Below are 15,732 nucleotides of genomic sequence, written 5' to 3' on the forward strand. Positions count from 1 at the left end.
TGCCGGTCGCCCGGCTCAGGCCGCCTCCGAACCCTCGGTGGGCAGGGCGTCCTTGGCGACCTGGACGAGCGCGGCGAACGCCGCGGCGTCGTTGACGGCCAGCTCGGCGAGCATGCGGCGGTCGACCTCGACCTCCGCGGCCTTCAGGCCCTGGATGAACCGGTTGTAGGTGATGCCGTTGGCGCGGGCCGCGGCGTTGATCCGCTGGATCCACAGCCGGCGGAACTGGCCCTTGCGGTCCTTGCGGTCCCGGAACGCGTAGGTCATCGAGTGGAGCTGCTGCTCCTTGGCCTTGCGGTACAGGCGCGAACGCTGACCGCGGTAGCCGCTCGACCGCTCCAGGACGACCCGACGCTTCTTGGCGGCGTTGACTCCCCGCTTCACGCGTGCCACGTGCTGAACTCCTTCGTGGGGGCCGGGCCGCACGGGCCTCGGCCGGTCGCTGATGTTCCTGGTCGAGTGCTACTTGCGCAGCAGCTTCTTGATGTTCTTGGCGTCGGCGTCGGCCACCACGGCCGGGCCGGACAGGCGGCGCGTCCGCTTGGTGGGCTTGTGCTCGAGCAGGTGGTTCTTGTTGGCGCGGCGGCGCATCACCTTGCCGGAGCCGGTCAGCTTGAAGCGCTTCTTGGCACCGCTGTGGGTCTTCGTCTTCGGCATGGTCGCCGTCGTCTCCCTCTTTCCCGGCCCCCGTGCTCCCGCACGGGGGCGCGCCTGATCGGCGCTCCGCACGGGGATCCGTGGGGCGCCGGGTCAGGCTTCAATGTACGTGCGCCGCGACCCCGCTCAGCCGCGAGGTCGCGGAGTCGGGGCCCGCCGCGCTCGGCCGGTCCCGGGCGGCCGTCAGGCGGTCTCGGTCTCCTGCCCGCGGGCCGCCTTCTTCTTGTGCGGACCGATCACCATGATCATATTCCGGCCGTCCTGCTTGGGGCGCGACTCGACGAAGCCGAGCTCCTCGACGTCGTCGGCGAGCCGCTGCAGGAGCCGGTACCCGAGCTCGGGGCGGGACTGCTCACGACCACGGAACATGATCGTGACCTTCACCTTGTCCCCGGCCTTCAGGAACCGCACCACGTGACCCTTCTTGGTCTCGTAGTCGTGCGGGTCGATCTTCGGGCGGAGCTTGATCTCCTTGATGACCGTGTGCGCCTGGTTCTTCCGCGCCTCACGCGCCTTCATCGCGGACTCGTACTTGAACTTGCCGTAGTCCATGAGCTTCGCGACGGGCGGACGCGCGGTGGGCGCCACCTCGACGAGGTCGAGGTCCGACTCACGCGCGAGTTCAAGGGCCTTGGCGATGGGCACGATGCCCACCTGTTCGCCGTTCGGGCCGACGAGCCGGACCTCGGGCACGCGAATGCGGTCGTTGATACGCGGTTCGGCGCTGATGGGACCTCCTTGGGGCCGTTCTCAAGTTCGTTGGACCGGTCGTACCCCGAGGCTTCCACGAGAAAAGCCCCGCACGACTCACGCACGGGGCCACCTTCGGTCTCCCAGGACGGCGGAGCCGTCCGAGGACGACGGCGCGACGGACACTCCGTGCCCGTTCGCCGGACCGATGACCCACCGGCCTTGCGGCCGGTCAGGTGGGAGGTGGCCTCCGCTTGAGCGCCCGGCGCGCACCATCGCTCGGATCGCGCGCACTGGGCCGGTCGACCACCAATAATACCACCTTCGGAAGCCGCCCGGAGCAGGCTCCGCCGACCGCCGGAGGGCGCCTCCCGATCCGCGTGCCGGACGGGTCCGCCCCGCGGCGAGTACGTCTTGGCGGGGTACGTCATTCATCTCAACGGTTGCGAGGGCCTCGCAATTCCCCCGCGCGCCCGTGCCGCGAGGCGGTTCCGCCCGCTGGGGCCGGGCGGAGAGGTGAGGGTGTTGTGGCCGGTCGGGCGTCTCGGCGCTCGGGACGGTCGTTGTTACGGTGGAGCGGAGACGGCCCCGCGGGGCCGGCACCAGGGAGGTTGTTCCCGCGATGCCCCCGGTCGACGCCGGCGCCGCCGGTCCCCTGGGCGCGCTCGCGCCCGTCGCGCTGCAGTTCGCGCAGAAGGCGTTCATCGTGTCCGCGCGGCGGCTGCTGCTGGTCCGCAAGGCCGCGTCCGACCCGTTCCAGCCGGGCCGCTGGGAGGTGCCGGGCGGGCGCCTGGAGGTGGCCGCCGACCTCGACCTCGACGACCACATCCGGCGGGAGGTCTGGGAGGAGGTCGGCCTCAAGGTCGACCCGGGCCCGCCGTTCCACCTGTGGCAGTGGTTCATGCCCGATCGCGGCGGGCCGCGCGGCGCGCGCGTGCGGGTCGTCGCGGCGGCGCGCCGCTGCCGGCCGGTGACGCTGGACGCGACGCTCGGCAACCAGGACGCGGGCGACCACCTGGACGGCTGCGCCTGGGTGCCGCTGGCGGAGATCGGCGGGTACGACCTCATCCCGAGCCTGCGCCCGGTGATGCGGGCGTTCCTGGCCGCGGACCGCTGACGGCCGCGTGGTGCCGCCGCGGTCGCCCGCCGAGTGGCCCGGCCTGGACGGCGCCGCCGAGCGCCGGTTCGGGCTGCTGGTGATCGGCGACGCGGGGATCGAGGTGCGCGCGTCGCTGCCGGACGCCCGGTTCACCGACCTGCGGGCCGACCGGCTCTGCTACGCCCCGGCGCGGGCGGTGGTCGCCGGGACGGCGGTCAACCTGGCCCGGTGCGCGGTCCGCCATTTCCGCCGGGTGGGCGTGCTGGCGAAGGTCGGGCACGACGCGTACACCCCCGTCATCCGGCGGGAGCTGAGGCGCATCGGCGCGGCCGACCACCTGGCGGTCGAGGAGGGCGCGCCGAACGGCGTGTCGGTGATGCTGCGCGACCGCCCGCGCGGCGCCGGGGCGGGCGTGCGGCTGCTGGTCGTCCAGGACGAGCCGCCCGGCCGCCGGCTCACCGCGGCGGAGGTCGCGGCGGCGGCCCCCGCGATCGCGGACGCGGACGTGCTGGTCCTCGACGGGTACTCGGTGCTGTCCCCGGTCTCGCGGGCGGCGCTGGAGGAGGCGGCCCGGATCGCGGTCGCGGCGGGGACGCGGGTCGCCTTCGACCTCGTCCCGCACGACATCGACGCGCGCCTGCCCGCGGCGGACGTGCTGCCGGCGCTGGCCCGCGCCGACCTGGTGTTCTCCGAGGCGCACACGCTGGCGCGCCTGCTCGGGCAGCCGCCGCCGTCCGGCGGGGAGGCGCCGCGCGCGCTGCCGGCCGTGCTGGACGGCGCGGTGCCGGGCCGCCCGCTGTGGCTGCTGCGGTACGGCCCGACGTCGCTGGAACGGGTGCTCGCCTACCGGCGGGGGCGGCTGCTGATGGAGTACGCGACCGGCTACGGGAACGGCGTGGAGCGCGCGGGTTTCGGGGACCGGCTGGCCGCCGGCGAGCTCTACTGGTGGCTCTCGGGCGGCTGACCGCCGTCCGGCGGGGCGGGCGGAGGCTCGGTGAGGACGGCGCGCAGCGTGGTGAGGGTGCGCAGGAAGCGCCGCCTGCCGGCGGGGAGGCCGAACGTCTCCTGCCAGCGCCATGCCCGGCCCGCCGCCCCGCCCGCGAGGGCGGTCGCCGCGGCCCGCCGCAGGAGCTGGCTCTCGGCGCCGTCCCCCGGGTGGACGGTCATGGCGCCGGCCTCCTCGATCAGCAGGTAGGAGCGGCCCGCACGCAGGCGGGCGCGGAGGGCGGCGCGATCGGCGGGCGTCCCGGGTCTGCCCCACCCCTCGACCACGGCGCGGACGCCGGGCGTCCCCGGCAGCAGGTGCCAGTGCGCGTGGTCGATGCACGCGCCGCCGCCCTGCGGGGCCGCGGGCCCGTGCTCGAACAGCAGCAGATCGCCGCTGCCGTAGGCGGCGCGGTAGAGCCCGGCGACGCGGTCGCGCCAGCGCAGCGCCCGCTCCCACATGAGCGCGCCGAACTCCCCGGCGCAGGCGTGGTGGTCGCGGGTCACCAGCAGGACGTGGCCCTCGGCGAGCGGTGCCACGTCCGGGATGAGCAGGAAGTCGCGGTCTGCGGCGATCACTCCGGTCTCGCCCGGCAGGCCGGCCATGCCGTTGAAGCGGAACCGCAGCGGCGGGCACAGGACGCAGTCGCGACCGGGCTCGCGCCACGCCGTCGGCTCGGCCAAGCCTCCTCCAGCACCTGTGGGACGGGGGCATCCGCTCTCCCTCCAGCGTGCCCGGCGCCCGGCCCCGGCGATCTGTGCGGCCGCGGCCACATACCCGGGACCCCAGGGGTAGAAAGCCTGCCCCTAAGGGAACAAAAAGGATAAAGAGCTACTAACTACATCGAAATAGAGTGAATCTGACACCCCCGCCTCTGCGGCCGCCCCAGCGGCCGGCTCCCCGCACCGGCGCCCCGGCCATCGACATGGCCGTCCTCGAGACCCGGCTGAACGAGTCGCTCGACGTGCTGCGCGACACCTACACCCCCGCGCTCGGCTCCGGCGGCGGCTGGTACCACGAGCTGGCGCGGCCCGAGCCCGGCACCACCGCGACGGCCCTCGGGCTGCTGGCGTTCACCGAGGCGGGGCGCCCCTTCGAGCACTTCGACGCCGGGCTGGCCTTCCTCGCCGCCCGGCAGGCCCGCTCCGCCGACCCGCTGCGCGACGGCGGCTGGGCCACCAAGACCAGCCTCGGGATGCCGGTGGTGGAGGCGACCGGCTGGATCGCGCGGTTCCTCGCCCGCGCCCGCTGCGGCCTGCGCGACGACGCCCCCGACACGCGCCGCGCCTACCGGTGGCTGCTGCGCAACCAGAACCCCGACGGCGGCTGGGGCTCGCTGCGCGGCTGCGCGTCCCGGGTGTGGCTGACCTGCCTGGCGCTGCGCGCGCTCAGCCAGCTCAACCCCTACGACCCGGCGGTCGGCCGGGGCGTGGAGTGGCTGACCGCCGACCGGACCGCGCACCGCCCCGGCTGGGGCCCGACCCCCGACTCCCCGCCGACCGTCACCCACACCGCGTTCGCGCTGGTGACGCTGGCCGAGGCGCGCCCGGACCTGCGGACCGAGCGGCTGCTGGACGCCTACGACTGGCTGCTCGAGAACCTGGACCCCGACGACGACCACACCTGGATCGAGACGTACGACGTCTCCCCGCACGACACCGGCGAGCACAGGACGGGCGAGCACGGCTCCGACTCCGGCTCCGGCTCCGGCTCCGACCGGGTCTGGCGGCTGGCCCTGTGGCACTACGGGCTGCCCATCGCGCTGACCGCGCTGCTGAAGGATCCGCGCGGCCCGCACGGCGCCGTCGTCGCGCGGGCGTTCCGGACGCTGGCGCGCGGCGAAGGCGCCGATCCGCGCCGCAACGGCCCTCCCGGCAGCGCGCGCACGTCGCTGTGGACGCTGTGGTGGCGGCTGGAGACGCTGATCGCGCTGCGCCGCGTCCCGCTCGCCGGGGCGGCCGACGTCCTGCACTGGCTGCCGGACGCGGCCGTCGTCCAGCGCTCGCACGCACGGGAGCGGGCGCTGGGCGAGCTGCTGCCGCGGCGCCGGATCGTCGACCCGGCGGGCCTCGCCCGCCGGCACTGGGCGGCGTTCCTGCTGAGCCTCGTGTGCGCGGCCAGCGCTCTCGGCGTCGCCGCGGGCCTGTGGGGGTGGAAGGACTTCTGGCTGAGCGTGATCCTGCCCGTCGTCCTCACCGGCGTCGACGAGTCGGTGAAGCGGCGCCGCACCCCGCGCGGCCCGCCGCCCGCACCGCCCTGACCGGCGTCAGGCGCGGCGAGCCAGCTCGGCCTCCCCGGCGGCGCGCATCGCCGCGACCGGGACGTCCGCGCGGCCCGTCATCAGCTCCACCTGCCGGACGGCCTGGTGCAGCAGCATCGCGAAGCCGCCGACGACCGTCCCGCCGGCCCGCTCCACCGCCGCCGCGAGCGCCGTGGGCCACGGCGCGTACACCACGTCGAACAGCGCGCCGCACGACCCGGCGACCTGCCCGGCGAGCGCGTCGGCCGCGCGGCCCGGAAGCGTCGAGACGACCAGGTCCGCCGGCAGGTGCGCGGCGATCCGGTCCAGCGGCACGACCCGGACGGCGAGCCCGGACCGCTCCCCCACCGCGGCGGCGCCGGCGGCGCGCTCGGGGGTGCGCGCGGCGAGCACCGCCTCCGCCGTGCCGAGCCGGGCGAGCGCGGCCAGCGCGGACGCCGCGGTCGCGCCGCCGCCCAGCACCAGCGCCGACGGCGGGGCCTTCACGCCCGCCTCGGCCAGCGCGGTCTCGATGCCGTGCACGTCGGTGTTGTCGGCGTGCCGGCGCCCGTCCCGCAGGACGAGCGTGTTCGCGCCGCCGACCCGCGCCGCGAGGTCGGACACCGTGTCGGCGAGGTCGAGCGCGACCCGCTTGAGCGGCATGGTCAGCGACAGGCCCGCCCACTCGGGGCCGAGGCCGCCGAGCAGCGCGGCGAGGCCGTCCTCGCGGCACTCGATCGCCTCGTAGGACCAGCCGTCCAGGCCCATCGCCGCGTACGCCGCGCGGTGCAGCACCGGCGACAGCGAGTGCGCGACCGGCGACCCCAGGACCGCCGCGCGAGTCACTGGCCGGGGTGCTTGCGCTGCCACTCGCGGAACTCCTCCTCGATCTTGACCCGCTGCGCCTCGGTGGTGGCGAACTTGGTGATCTTGTTGGTCGGGTCGGTGGCGATGAAGAACAGCCACGTCCCCTCTTCTGGGTTCAGCGCCGCCTCGAGCGCGTCCGGCCCGGGGTTGGAGATCGGGCCGGGCGGCAGGCCCGCGTGCAGGTAGGTGTTGTACGGCGACGGGGTCTGCAGGTCCTTCTCGGTGACCGTCAGCCGCCGCTCGTTCAGCGCGTACAGCACCGTGGTGTCGAACTGCAGCTTCATGCCCTTCTCGACCCGGTTGTAGATCACCCGGGAGATCTTGGGCAGGTCGCTGGGCTTGCCGCCCTCGGCCTGGACGAGGCTGGCGAGCGTGACGACCGTCGCCGGGTTCATCTTCGCCTGGCGGGCCTTCGCGACGAGGTCGCTGCCGCGCGCCTCCTCGTTGAACCGCGCGACCATCTGCTTGAGGATCTGCTCGGCCGAGCCGTTCGGGTCGAGGTCGTAGCGGCCCGGGAACAGGTACCCCTCCACCTTGCCCTTCGCGTACGACGGCAGCCCGAGCGCCTTGCCCTTCTTCGCGGCCGCCTGGAACTCCTTGACCGGGATGCCGGTCTTCTTCGCCAGCAGCTCGTAGGTCTCGACGGCCCGCTTGCCCTCCGGGATCGTGATCTGGTTCCCGGCCCGCGACTTCGGGTTCAGCAGCAGCGCCATCGCCGCCGACGACGACATCTCCCGCCGCATCTGGTAGAAGCCCGGCTGGATGCTGGAGGCCCGCGTCTCCTTGGTGTACACCTTCACGAACGCGCGGGCGCTCTTGACCACGCGGTGCTCCTCCAGCGTCGCGCCGATCACCGAGCCGCTGGCGCCCTCCTTGATCTGGACCGTGACGGCGCCGGTCCCCTGGCCGGAGTAGTCCGGCGGGTTCCACTTGTTGTCGAGCCACGCGTACCCGAGGACGCCGCCGGTGCCGAACACCGCCACCAGGAACGCCATCGCGAACAGCGCGGCGGCGCGGCCGTTGCGGCGGCGCCGCTTCTGCCGCTTGCGGACGCGCCGCTGGTCGCGGCCGCTCCGCCGGCCGGGCGGCCGGCCGTCCCCGTACGGGTCGTGGTACGGGTCTGAGAAAAGGTCCAAGTCGTTCATGAGCTCCCCCGGACGATCTCCCCTGGGGGGGTGCCCGTCAACCGTTCCGCGTCGAGCGCGGCCTGGAGCAGCACCGCCGCGGCGGCCTGGTCGACGACCTTGCGGCGCGCCTGGCCGTGCACGCCGCCGGCGCGCAGCCCGCTCTCGGCGGTCACGGTGGTGAGCCGCTCGTCGTGCAGCCGGACCGTCCCCGGGGGGAGGCGGTCCGCGAGGCGCGCCGCGAACCTGCGCGCCGACGCCGCGGCCGGGCCCTCCCGGCCCGACAGCGACGTCGGCAGGCCGACGACGACCTCGATCGCCTCGTACTCGGCGGCGAGCGCCACGAGCCGGTCGACGTCGCCCTTGCCGCTCTTCACCGTCTCCAGCGGGGAGGCGAGGATTCCCCCGGGGTCGCACTTGGCGACGCCGACCCGCACGCTCCCCACGTCGACCCCGAGCCGCACGCCCTGCCTCATGGCGCCGGCTCCGGTCGCGTCATGCCCCGTGGTGCCGGGCTCACGCGGCCCCTACTGCTCGTTCGACCGCGGCGAGCGCGTCGCCGACGGCGGCCGGGTTCGCGCCGCCGCCCTGCGCCAGGTCGTCCTTGCCGCCGCCTCCGCCGCCGAGGGCCTTGGCGGCGAGGCCGACCAGCGCGCCCGCCTTGAGGCCGCGCTCGCGCGCCCCCTCGGTGACGGCGACGACCACGACCGGGCGGTCCTTCGGCACGCCCGCGACCATCACGACCGCGGGACGGGAGATCAGCCGGCCGCGCACGTCGACGGCGAGCTTGCGCAGGTCGTCGGCGCCGGTGCCGTCCGGAACGCGGTACCCGACGAACGCGATGCCGTTGACGTCCGCCGCCCCCTCGGCGAGCGACCCGGCGATCGCGAGGACCTGCTGGGAGCGGAGCTTCTCCAGCTCCTTCTCGGCGTCCCGCAGCCGGGAGACGACGCCGGAGATCCGCTCGGGCAGCTCCTCCTTGCGCGCCTTCATCTGCTCGGCGAGCTGCGCGACGAGCACGCTCTCGCGGGCCAGGAAGCGGAACGCGTCGATGCCGACGAGGGCCTCGACGCGGCGGACGCCGGCGCCGATCGACGACTCGCCCAGCACCTTGATCAGGCCGAGCTGGCCGGAGCGCGCGACATGGGTGCCGCCGCACAGCTCGCGGGAGTAGTCGCCGACCTCGACGACCCGGACCTCGTCGCCGTACTTCTCGCCGAACAGCGCGAGCGCGCCCATCGCGCGGGCCTCGTCGATCGAGGTGTGGAACGCCCGGACGTCCAGGTCGCCGATCAGCACCTCGTTGACCTCGTCCTCGACGTCGCGCAGCACGCTCGGCGGGACCGCGCCGGAGGCGGTGAAGTCGAACCGGAACCGGCCGGGCGAGTTCTCCGAGCCGGCCTGCGCGGCGGACTCGCCGAGCGCGCGGCGGAACCCGGCGTGCACCAGGTGGGTCGCGGTGTGCGAGCGGGAGATCGCGCGGCGGCGCTCCACGTCGACCTCGGCGTAGGCGGTGTCGCCGGCCTGCGCCTCGCCGCTGCGGACCCGCCCGCGGTGCACGATCAGCCCGGCGAGGGGCGACTGCACGTCCGTCACCTCGATGACGGCGCCGTTGCCGAGCCGGATCAGGCCGTGGTCGGCGAGCTGGCCGCCGCCCTCGGCGTAGAACGGGGTGCGGTCGAGGACGACCTCCACCTCGGTGCCCTCGCCGGCGGCGGGCGCGTTCGCGCCGTTCACGAGCAGCCCGACGAGGCGGGCGTCGCCGGCCAGGCTGCCGTAGCCGGTGAAGTCGACCCGGCCGCCGGCGCCGGTGAGCAGCTCGTCCAGCACCGAGACGTCGAGGTTGCCGGTCTTCTTGTCGCGGGCGTCCTTCTTCGCGCGCTCGCGCTGCTCCTGCATGAGCCGGCGGAACCCGTCCTCGTCGACCTGGAGGCCCTGCTCGGAGGCCATCTCCAGGGTGAGGTCGATCGGGAAGCCGTAGGTGTCGTGGAGCTTGAACGCCTGCTCGCCCGCCAGCGTCGCGCCGCCGGAGCGCTTGGTCTCCTCGACGGCCGTGTCGAAGATCGCGGTGCCGGTGCGGAGCGTCTGGAGGAAGGAGTCCTCCTCGGCGTCGATGACGGTGTGGATGTTGGCGGCGGTGCGCTCCAGCTCCGGGTACTGCTCGCCCATCGCGCCGATCGCGACGGCGGTCAGCTCGTGCATGAGCCCGGCGTCCTGCCCGCCGAGCAGCCGCAGGTTGCGGATGGAGCGGCGCAGGATGCGGCGCAGCACGTAGCCGCGGCCCTCGTTGCCGGGGCGGATGCCGTCGGCGACCATCATCGTGCCGCTGCGGACGTGGTCGGCGACGACGCGCAGCGACACGTCGGCGCGGTGGTCGCGGCCGTACTTGGCGCCGGTCAGCTCCGCGGCGCGGTCGAGGACCCGCCACAGCGTGTCGGTCTCGTAGATGTTGTCGACGCCCTGCAGGATCGCCGCCATGCGCTCCAGGCCCATGCCGGTGTCGATGTTCTTGGCGGGCAGGTCGCCGAGGATCGGGAAGTCGGTCTTGCTCTGCCCGGGGCCCCGCTCGTACTGCATGAAGACGAGGTTCCAGACCTCGAGGTAGCGGTCCTCGTCGGCGACGGGGCCGCCCTCGCGCCCGTACTCGGGGCCGCGGTCGTAGTAGATCTCCGAGCAGGGCCCGCAGGGGCCCGGCACGCCCATCGACCAGAAGTTGTCCTCCATGCCGCGCCGCTGGATGCGGTCGAGGGGGACGCCGACCTTGTCGTGCCAGATGCCCTGGGCCTCGTCGTCGTCCTGGTAGACGGTGACCCAGAGCTTCTCCTCGGGGAACCCGAAGCCGCCGTCCTCGCGGGAGCGGGTCAGCAGCTCCCAGGCGAACGGGATCGCCTGCTCCTTGAAGTAGTCGCCGATCGAGAAGTTGCCGAGCATCTGGAAGAACGTCGCGTGCCTGGTGGTCTTGCCGACCTCCTCGATGTCGGGCGTCCGCACGCACTTCTGCGCGCTGGTCATCCGCACCGACGGCGGGGTGCGCTGGCCGAGGAAGTACGGCTTGAACGGGACCATGCCGGCGTTCACCAGCAGCAGGGTCGGGTCCTCGGCGACCAGGCTGGCCGAGGGCACCACCGTGTGCCCGCGCTCCTCGAAGAACCTGAGGAAGCGGCGTGCGACCTCTGCCGACTCCATGATCAGTGGCCATCCTTGTCGTCGTCGATGATCGTGTATCGCGCCTTCAGCACCCGGCGCGGCGGGGAGCCCCGCAGGCCGGGGACCTCGGCGTCCGGCGGAGCCTGGTCCATGCGGACGGCCTCGCGCAGCTCCTCCTCGCGGGCCCGCATCTCGGTACGGACGTCGGCGGCGAAATGCCTCAACCGCTCCCCGGTGCCCTTACCGGTCGCCACCGCGCGCATCGCGACCCCCTCCGGGGACAGGCTCCGCGCGACCCGCTCCACGCGCCGCTTCACGCGGTGGGTGACGTAGACGCCGGCGCCCGCGCCGACGGAGAGCCAGAACAGCCGCCTCATCGGCGCCCCTTCCCGGTGGAGCGGGCCTGGAGCTGCGGCCGGCCGGACGCGGCCCGCCCGTCGCCGTCGCCGTTCCGCAGGGCCTTGCGGACGCCGTAGGAGAACGCCGCCGCCTTCACCAGCGGCCCGCCCACCACGGACGTCATCACGGTGGTGACCGCGGAGACGTTCTGGGTGACGCCGGCGACCTGCTTGGTGATGACGTCGGTGCGGCCGAGCTGCTCGTTGGCGCGCTTGACCGTGCGGGCCATGTCGTCCATCAGCGGGCCGGCCTGGTCGCCGAGCTCGCGGACGAGGTCGCCCGCCTCGCCGAGGAGGCGGGAGAGCTTCAGCAGGGTCAGCGCGATGAACGCGACGAGCACCGCCCAGAAGACGGCCACGATGAGACCTGCGAGCTGTCCACCAGTGAGCATCGGGCTTTCCGTTCGTGCGAATTCGGTTCGGGCCGGTAACGGCGTGACAGACCTTACCGGTCGGCACGGCCTTGTGCCGGTATCACCGGTCCGGCGGGAACGATCAGTGCCGGTCACCGGTGCCGCGCAGCACCGAGCGGATCCGCGCGAGCACCTCGGTGAACCGCGACTCGGCGCCGTGCCTGGTCGGGCGATAGTACTCCCGTCCGTCCACGGAGTCGGGCGCGTACTGCTGGCGGACCACCCCGCCGGGGTGGTCGTGCGCGTACTTGTAGCCCTGCCCGTGGCCGACCTTCGCGGCGCCCTTGTAGTGGGCGTCGCGCAGATGCCCGGGGACGGGCCCGGCGAGGCCCTTGCGGACGTCGCCGAGCGCCCCGTCCACCGCCATGATCACCGCGTTGGACTTGGGCGCCAGGGACAGGTGGATGACCGCCTGCGCGAGGTTGATGCGGGCCTCGGGCAGCCCGACGAACTCGACCGCCTGCGCGGCGGCGACCGCGGTCTGCAGGGCGGTCGGGTCGGCCATGCCGACGTCCTCGCTGGCGTGCACGATGAGCCGCCGGGCGATGAACCGGGGGTCCTCGCCGGCCTCGATCATGCGGGCGAGGTAGTGCAGCGCCGCGTCGACGTCGCTGCCGCGGATGCTCTTGATGAACGCGCTGATGACGTCGTAGTGCTGGTCGCCCTCGCGGTCGTAGCGGACGGCGGCCCGGTCGACGGCCCGCTCCAGCACGTCCGCGTCGATGACGCCGCCGCCGTCGACGACGAGGGACGCGGCCTCCAGGTAGGTCAGGGTGCGGCGGGCGTCACCGCCGGCGAGCCGGACGAGGTGGTCCTCGGCGGCGGGGTCGAGGGTCACCGCGCCGGCGAGGCCGCGCTCCTCGGTGAGCGCCCGGCGGATCACCTCGCGCAGGTCGTCGTCGCCGAGCGGCTCCAGCGTGAGCAGCAGCGAGCGCGACAGCAGCGGGCTGATGACGGAGAAGAACGGGTTCTCGGTGGTGGCGCCGATGAAGGACACCCAGCGGTTCTCCACGGCGGGGAGCAGCGCGTCCTGCTGGGCCTTGTTGAACCGGTGGACCTCGTCGACGAACAGGACCGTCTGCCGCCCGGTCATGCCGAGCTCGCGGCGGGCCAGGTCGATCTCGGCGCGGACCCGCTTGACCCCGTCGCTGACCGCGGAGATCTCCACGAACCGGCGGGACGTGACATGGCTGACGACCGTGGCGAGCGTCGTCTTGCCCGTCCCCGGCGGGCCCCACAGCACCAGCGACATCGGCACGTCGCGGTCGACGAGCTGCCGGATCGGGGTACCGGGCCCGAGCAGGTGGCCCTGCCCGACGACCTCGTCGAGGGCGCGCGGCCGCATCCGCACCGCGAGCGGCTGCTCCGCGCCCGGCGCGGCGGCGACGGCCGGCGGCGGCGCCGCGACCGGGCCGGACGGTTCCCGCCCCGGCGCGTCGAAAAGGCCCTCAGGCTCGCCCGAATCCGCCCTGCTGGTCACGCTCCGACACTATCTCGCGGCACGGACAGGCCGGGACGGGGAACCCGGCGGCGGGCTGCGGCGTTGGAACAGCCCGGAAGGCGCATCTTCAGGAGCGTGACGGTGTCCGGTACGGCCCCTCGGAGTCGCCACGGGACGGCTGGGCTGCTCGTGGCGCTGTTCGTCGTGGCCGGGCTGGTGTTCAGCTACGGGCTCGGCGGCCACGGCCCGCCGCTCCGCGTCTGCACCGAGCACGCCGTGACCGCGCCCGCCGACACGGCGCCCGCGGCCGGGGACGCCCTTCAAGCGTCCGCGATCGGCGCGCCCGTCAAGGCGCCCGCGCCCGCGCTGGACCTCTGCCTGTGCATGGCCGTCCTGTTCACCCTCGTGCTGCTCGCGCTCGCCCTCGGGCTGCGCCGCCCGCTGTCCCGCCTGCCCGCGCGGGCCGGCTGGTCGCTCGCGCCGCCGCCCGGCACGGCGTCCGCCGCCGCGTTCCCGCCCGTCCTCCAGGTGCTCCGGCTGTGATGAGCCGGCCGTAAGGCCGCACGCACCGCCGTATCGCCGTCGCGATGCGGCGCTGCCCGCATCCCCGTACGGATCCACAGCACCCCTGAGAGGACCGCTCTCATGTCCAAGAGCGCCCGTGTCAAGAACGCACGCACCCAGAACGCCCGCAAGAAGAACGCGCTGACGCAGCGCGAGGTCCCGTGGGGCGGCATCGCCTTCTTCGCCGTCATCGGCCTGGTCGCGGTCGTCGCGATCGGCGTCACGTTCATGCAGACCAGGTCGTCGTCGGCGGACGCGTCCATCGCGGGCGTGGTGACCAGGGACGACCTCGGCCGCGACCACACCACCGGTGCCGTCAGGTACGACGACACCCCGCCGATGGGCGGCGACCACAACCCGGTGTGGCAGAACTGCGACGGCCGCGTCTACGACGCGCCGCTGCAGAATGAGAACGCCGTGCACTCCCTGGAGCACGGCGCCGTCTGGATCACCTACCGCCCCGGCCTCGCCGCCGCCCAGCTGGACGCGCTCAAAGCGAAGGTCTCCGGCACCGACTACACGATGCTGAGCCCCTACCCGTCCCAGGACGCGCCGGTCAAGCTCACCGCCTGGGGCCACCAGCTCAAGCTGGACGACGCCTCCGACGCCCGGGTGGACGAGTTCCTGCGCGCCTACGTCAAGGGCCCGCAGACGCCGGAGCCGGGCGCGGCCTGCGACGGCGCCAAGGACGCGGCGTGAGCGAGGGCACCGCCGCACCGCGCGGGCGGCGGGCCACCGCCGTCCTCGCGGTGCTCGTCCTGGCCGCCGGCGCCGTGCTGGTGGCGCTGGCGGTCGCCCGCTCGGACCGGCCCGGCACGGACGGCCCCGAGGCCGGGTTCGCCCGCGACATGAGCGCCCACCACGCGCAGGCGGTGCGGATGTCGTTCATCGTCCGGGACCGCACCGACGACCCCGACGTGTCGCTGCTGGCTTACGACATCATCACCACCCAGCAGGCGCAGATCGGCATGATGACGGCCTGGCTGGACGAGTGGGAGCTGCCGAAGGCCGACCCGTCCGGCCCGATGCGCTGGATGTCCGGGCACGGCGGCCACCGGGGCGGCTCGTCCGCGATGCCGGGGATGGCCACCCGCGAGCAGCTCGCCGAGCTGGAGCGGGCGTCCGGCAGGGACGCCGAGACGAGATTCCTGCGGCTGATGGTCGCCCACCACCGCGGCGGGGTCGCGATGGCGGAGGCGGTGCTGGCCCGCACCGGGCACGACCGGGTCCGGCGCCTGGCCCGCACCATGGTGGAGGGCCAGCGGTCGGAGATCACCCTGATGAACGGGATGCTCCGGGAGCGGGGCGCCGCCGCCGCGTGATCCGTGGCCCGCGACCTTGGCGATAGCGCTTGACAGCGCGCCCGGATCGCGGGTCACTGACCACCATGGCTCAGAACCTCAGCGGCTACCACCGGGCCCTCGACCTGTTCGAGGGCCTCGTCGCCGGCGTGTCCCGCGACGGCTGGGACGCGCCGTCGCCCTGCGCGGGGTGGACCGCGCGGGACGTCGCCGGCCACGTGACCGGCGGCCAGCACCTGATCCGGGCACTGGCCGACGGCGAGCCCGAGCCCGACGTCCACCGGGACCCGGAGCGCTTCGTCCCGGGCGACGTCCTGATGAGCTGGCGGACGGCGCGCAAGGAGTGCGCCGCGGCCCTCACCCCCGACGCGCTGCGCCGCCCCATCCCGTTCGGCGGCCTGGGCGACCTGCCGCTGGCCGACTACCTGGAGGGCTACATCCTGGAGCCGCTGGTGCACGCCTGGGACCTGGCCAAGGCCACCGGCCAGCCGTCCCGCCTGGACCCGGACCTCGTCCACCACGCCTTCGCAACGGCCCAGGTGGTAGCGGCCCCCCTACGCGCCAAAGGCCACCTGGCCCCACCCCGACGCCCCCCACAGGGCGCAGACGAACAAACCAGAATGCTCGCCTTCCTCGGCCGAGAAAGCACGTAGAACAAGCCCCCAGGGCCGGGAATCTCAAACCTCAACCCCCAACACGGGTCGGGCGGCCGGAGGGCGCTCTAGCGCCCGGAGGCCGCACGACCCGCCGAGCCGGTCGACCGCAGCGACACGGTCACCAACCCGCACGGTCACAGAAACCCGCACC

General features: G+C 74.2%; 18 protein-coding genes. 7 read left to right on the plus strand and 11 right to left on the minus strand.

The window, feature by feature from the left end; all coding sequences use genetic code 11:
* Nucleotides 1-15: 15 nt before the first annotated feature.
* The 3 genes from rplT to infC all read right to left on the minus strand — a co-directional run bounded on the left by rplT (nt 16) and on the right by infC (nt 1,386).
* Nucleotides 16-393 carry a 50S ribosomal protein L20 gene (rplT, locus tag CHF16_RS17855; RefSeq protein ID WP_089327197.1) on the minus strand — a complete coding sequence of 126 codons (378 nt, stop codon included), beginning with the start codon at nt 391-393 and terminating at the stop codon, nt 16-18.
* A 69-nt stretch (nt 394-462) separates the two neighbouring features.
* Nucleotides 463-657 (minus strand): 50S ribosomal protein L35, encoded by a 195-nt coding sequence (gene rpmI, locus CHF16_RS17860; protein WP_067468638.1) that lies wholly within the window; start codon nt 655-657, stop codon nt 463-465.
* A gap of 183 nt (nt 658-840) precedes the next feature.
* The gene (gene infC / locus CHF16_RS17865; protein ID WP_217711773.1) at nt 841-1,386 is read right to left on the minus strand and encodes a translation initiation factor IF-3; all 546 of its coding nucleotides are present in this window, start codon (nt 1,384-1,386) and stop codon (nt 841-843) included.
* A 583-nt stretch (nt 1,387-1,969) separates the two neighbouring features.
* Here infC and CHF16_RS17870 point away from each other — a divergent pair.
* Nucleotides 1,970-2,464: an NUDIX domain-containing protein gene (locus tag CHF16_RS17870; RefSeq protein ID WP_089327198.1), complete on the plus strand. Its 495-nt coding sequence runs from the start codon at nt 1,970-1,972 to the stop codon at nt 2,462-2,464.
* A 7-nt stretch (nt 2,465-2,471) separates the two neighbouring features.
* Nucleotides 2,472-3,410, plus strand: coding sequence for a carbohydrate kinase family protein (locus tag CHF16_RS17875; protein ID WP_089327199.1), 939 nt, complete (start codon nt 2,472-2,474; stop codon nt 3,408-3,410).
* On the opposite strand, the gene CHF16_RS17880 is transcribed toward CHF16_RS17875, so the two are convergent.
* Nucleotides 3,386-4,114, minus strand: a complete 729-nt coding sequence (locus CHF16_RS17880) for an HIT family protein (protein WP_089327200.1) — start codon at nt 4,112-4,114, stop codon at nt 3,386-3,388. The two genes, CHF16_RS17875 and CHF16_RS17880, sit on opposite strands and share 25 nt — an antisense overlap.
* Nucleotides 4,115-4,284: 170 nt before the next feature.
* Here CHF16_RS17880 and CHF16_RS17885 point away from each other — a divergent pair, with 170 nt between their 5' ends.
* Complete coding sequence (locus CHF16_RS17885) at nt 4,285-5,691, plus strand: prenyltransferase/squalene oxidase repeat-containing protein (RefSeq protein ID WP_143228029.1); 1,407 nt, start codon at nt 4,285-4,287, stop codon at nt 5,689-5,691.
* 6 nt (nt 5,692-5,697) lie between these two features.
* Here the strand turns inward: CHF16_RS17885 and CHF16_RS17890 are convergent, their stop codons facing one another.
* The 7 genes from CHF16_RS17890 to CHF16_RS17920 form a co-directional block, all read right to left on the minus strand.
* Entirely contained in the window at nt 5,698-6,516 is an 819-nt protein-coding gene (locus tag CHF16_RS17890) for a shikimate dehydrogenase (protein WP_089327202.1), read from the minus strand.
* Complete coding sequence (gene mltG / locus CHF16_RS17895; protein ID WP_089327203.1) at nt 6,513-7,682, minus strand: endolytic transglycosylase MltG; 1,170 nt, start codon at nt 7,680-7,682, stop codon at nt 6,513-6,515. Before mltG ends, CHF16_RS17890 begins: the two co-directional genes overlap by 4 nt.
* Nucleotides 7,679-8,137, minus strand: a complete 459-nt coding sequence (gene ruvX / locus CHF16_RS17900) for a Holliday junction resolvase RuvX (protein ID WP_089327204.1) — start codon at nt 8,135-8,137, stop codon at nt 7,679-7,681. The genes mltG and ruvX overlap by 4 nt, the downstream gene beginning before the upstream one ends.
* Before the next feature lie 40 nt (nt 8,138-8,177).
* Entirely contained in the window at nt 8,178-10,847 is a 2,670-nt protein-coding gene (gene alaS / locus CHF16_RS17905) for an alanine--tRNA ligase (RefSeq protein ID WP_089327205.1), read from the minus strand.
* 2 nt (nt 10,848-10,849) lie between these two features.
* Nucleotides 10,850-11,185, minus strand: a complete 336-nt coding sequence (locus CHF16_RS17910; RefSeq protein ID WP_089327206.1) for a hypothetical protein — start codon at nt 11,183-11,185, stop codon at nt 10,850-10,852.
* Complete coding sequence (locus CHF16_RS17915; protein WP_089327207.1) at nt 11,182-11,598, minus strand: DUF948 domain-containing protein; 417 nt, start codon at nt 11,596-11,598, stop codon at nt 11,182-11,184. Before CHF16_RS17915 ends, CHF16_RS17910 begins: the two co-directional genes overlap by 4 nt.
* A gap of 103 nt (nt 11,599-11,701) precedes the next feature.
* Nucleotides 11,702-12,964, minus strand: coding sequence for a replication-associated recombination protein A (locus CHF16_RS17920; protein WP_179271581.1), 1,263 nt, complete (start codon nt 12,962-12,964; stop codon nt 11,702-11,704).
* Nucleotides 12,965-13,195: 231 nt separating this feature from the next.
* Between CHF16_RS17920 and CHF16_RS17925 the strand changes: the two genes are divergently transcribed.
* The 4 genes from CHF16_RS17925 to CHF16_RS17940 all read left to right on the plus strand — a co-directional run bounded on the left by CHF16_RS17925 (nt 13,196) and on the right by CHF16_RS17940 (nt 15,578).
* The gene (locus tag CHF16_RS17925) at nt 13,196-13,603 is read left to right on the plus strand and encodes a hypothetical protein (RefSeq protein ID WP_143228030.1); all 408 of its coding nucleotides are present in this window, start codon (nt 13,196-13,198) and stop codon (nt 13,601-13,603) included.
* Nucleotides 13,604-13,705: 102 nt separating this feature from the next.
* On the plus strand, nt 13,706-14,323 hold the full coding sequence (locus CHF16_RS17930) for a thioredoxin-like domain-containing protein (RefSeq protein WP_089327210.1): 618 nt from the start codon (nt 13,706-13,708) through the stop codon (nt 14,321-14,323).
* Entirely contained in the window at nt 14,320-14,946 is a 627-nt protein-coding gene (locus tag CHF16_RS17935) for a DUF305 domain-containing protein (RefSeq protein ID WP_089327211.1), read from the plus strand. Before CHF16_RS17930 ends, CHF16_RS17935 begins: the two co-directional genes overlap by 4 nt.
* A gap of 65 nt (nt 14,947-15,011) precedes the next feature.
* Complete coding sequence (locus tag CHF16_RS17940) at nt 15,012-15,578, plus strand: TIGR03086 family metal-binding protein (RefSeq protein WP_089327212.1); 567 nt, start codon at nt 15,012-15,014, stop codon at nt 15,576-15,578.
* Nucleotides 15,579-15,732: the final 154 nt, after the last annotated feature.

This window comes from Actinomadura meyerae (assembly GCF_900188445.1).
Classification (GTDB): domain Bacteria; phylum Actinomycetota; class Actinomycetes; order Streptosporangiales; family Streptosporangiaceae; genus Spirillospora; species Spirillospora meyerae.

What these genes read in the sequence shown, in the direction of transcription:
- rpmI (WP_067468638.1), bottom strand. Translation starts at nt 657, where the DNA reads ATGCCGAAGACGAAGACCCACAGCGGTGCCAAGAAGCGCTTCAAGCTG.
- CHF16_RS17870 (WP_089327198.1), top strand. Translation starts at nt 1,970, where the DNA reads ATGCCCCCGGTCGACGCCGGCGCCGCCGGTCCCCTGGGCGCGCTCGCG.
- mltG (WP_089327203.1), bottom strand. Translation starts at nt 7,682, where the DNA reads ATGAACGACTTGGACCTTTTCTCAGACCCGTACCACGACCCGTACGGG.
- ruvX (WP_089327204.1), bottom strand. Translation starts at nt 8,137, where the DNA reads ATGAGGCAGGGCGTGCGGCTCGGGGTCGACGTGGGGAGCGTGCGGGTC.
- alaS (WP_089327205.1), bottom strand. Translation starts at nt 10,847, where the DNA reads ATGGAGTCGGCAGAGGTCGCACGCCGCTTCCTCAGGTTCTTCGAGGAG.
- CHF16_RS17910 (WP_089327206.1), bottom strand. Translation starts at nt 11,185, where the DNA reads ATGAGGCGGCTGTTCTGGCTCTCCGTCGGCGCGGGCGCCGGCGTCTAC.
- CHF16_RS17915 (WP_089327207.1), bottom strand. Translation starts at nt 11,598, where the DNA reads ATGCTCACTGGTGGACAGCTCGCAGGTCTCATCGTGGCCGTCTTCTGG.
- CHF16_RS17920 (WP_179271581.1), bottom strand. Translation starts at nt 12,964, where the DNA reads ATGCGGCCGCGCGCCCTCGACGAGGTCGTCGGGCAGGGCCACCTGCTC.
- CHF16_RS17930 (WP_089327210.1), top strand. Translation starts at nt 13,706, where the DNA reads ATGTCCAAGAGCGCCCGTGTCAAGAACGCACGCACCCAGAACGCCCGC.
- CHF16_RS17940 (WP_089327212.1), top strand. Translation starts at nt 15,012, where the DNA reads ATGGCTCAGAACCTCAGCGGCTACCACCGGGCCCTCGACCTGTTCGAG.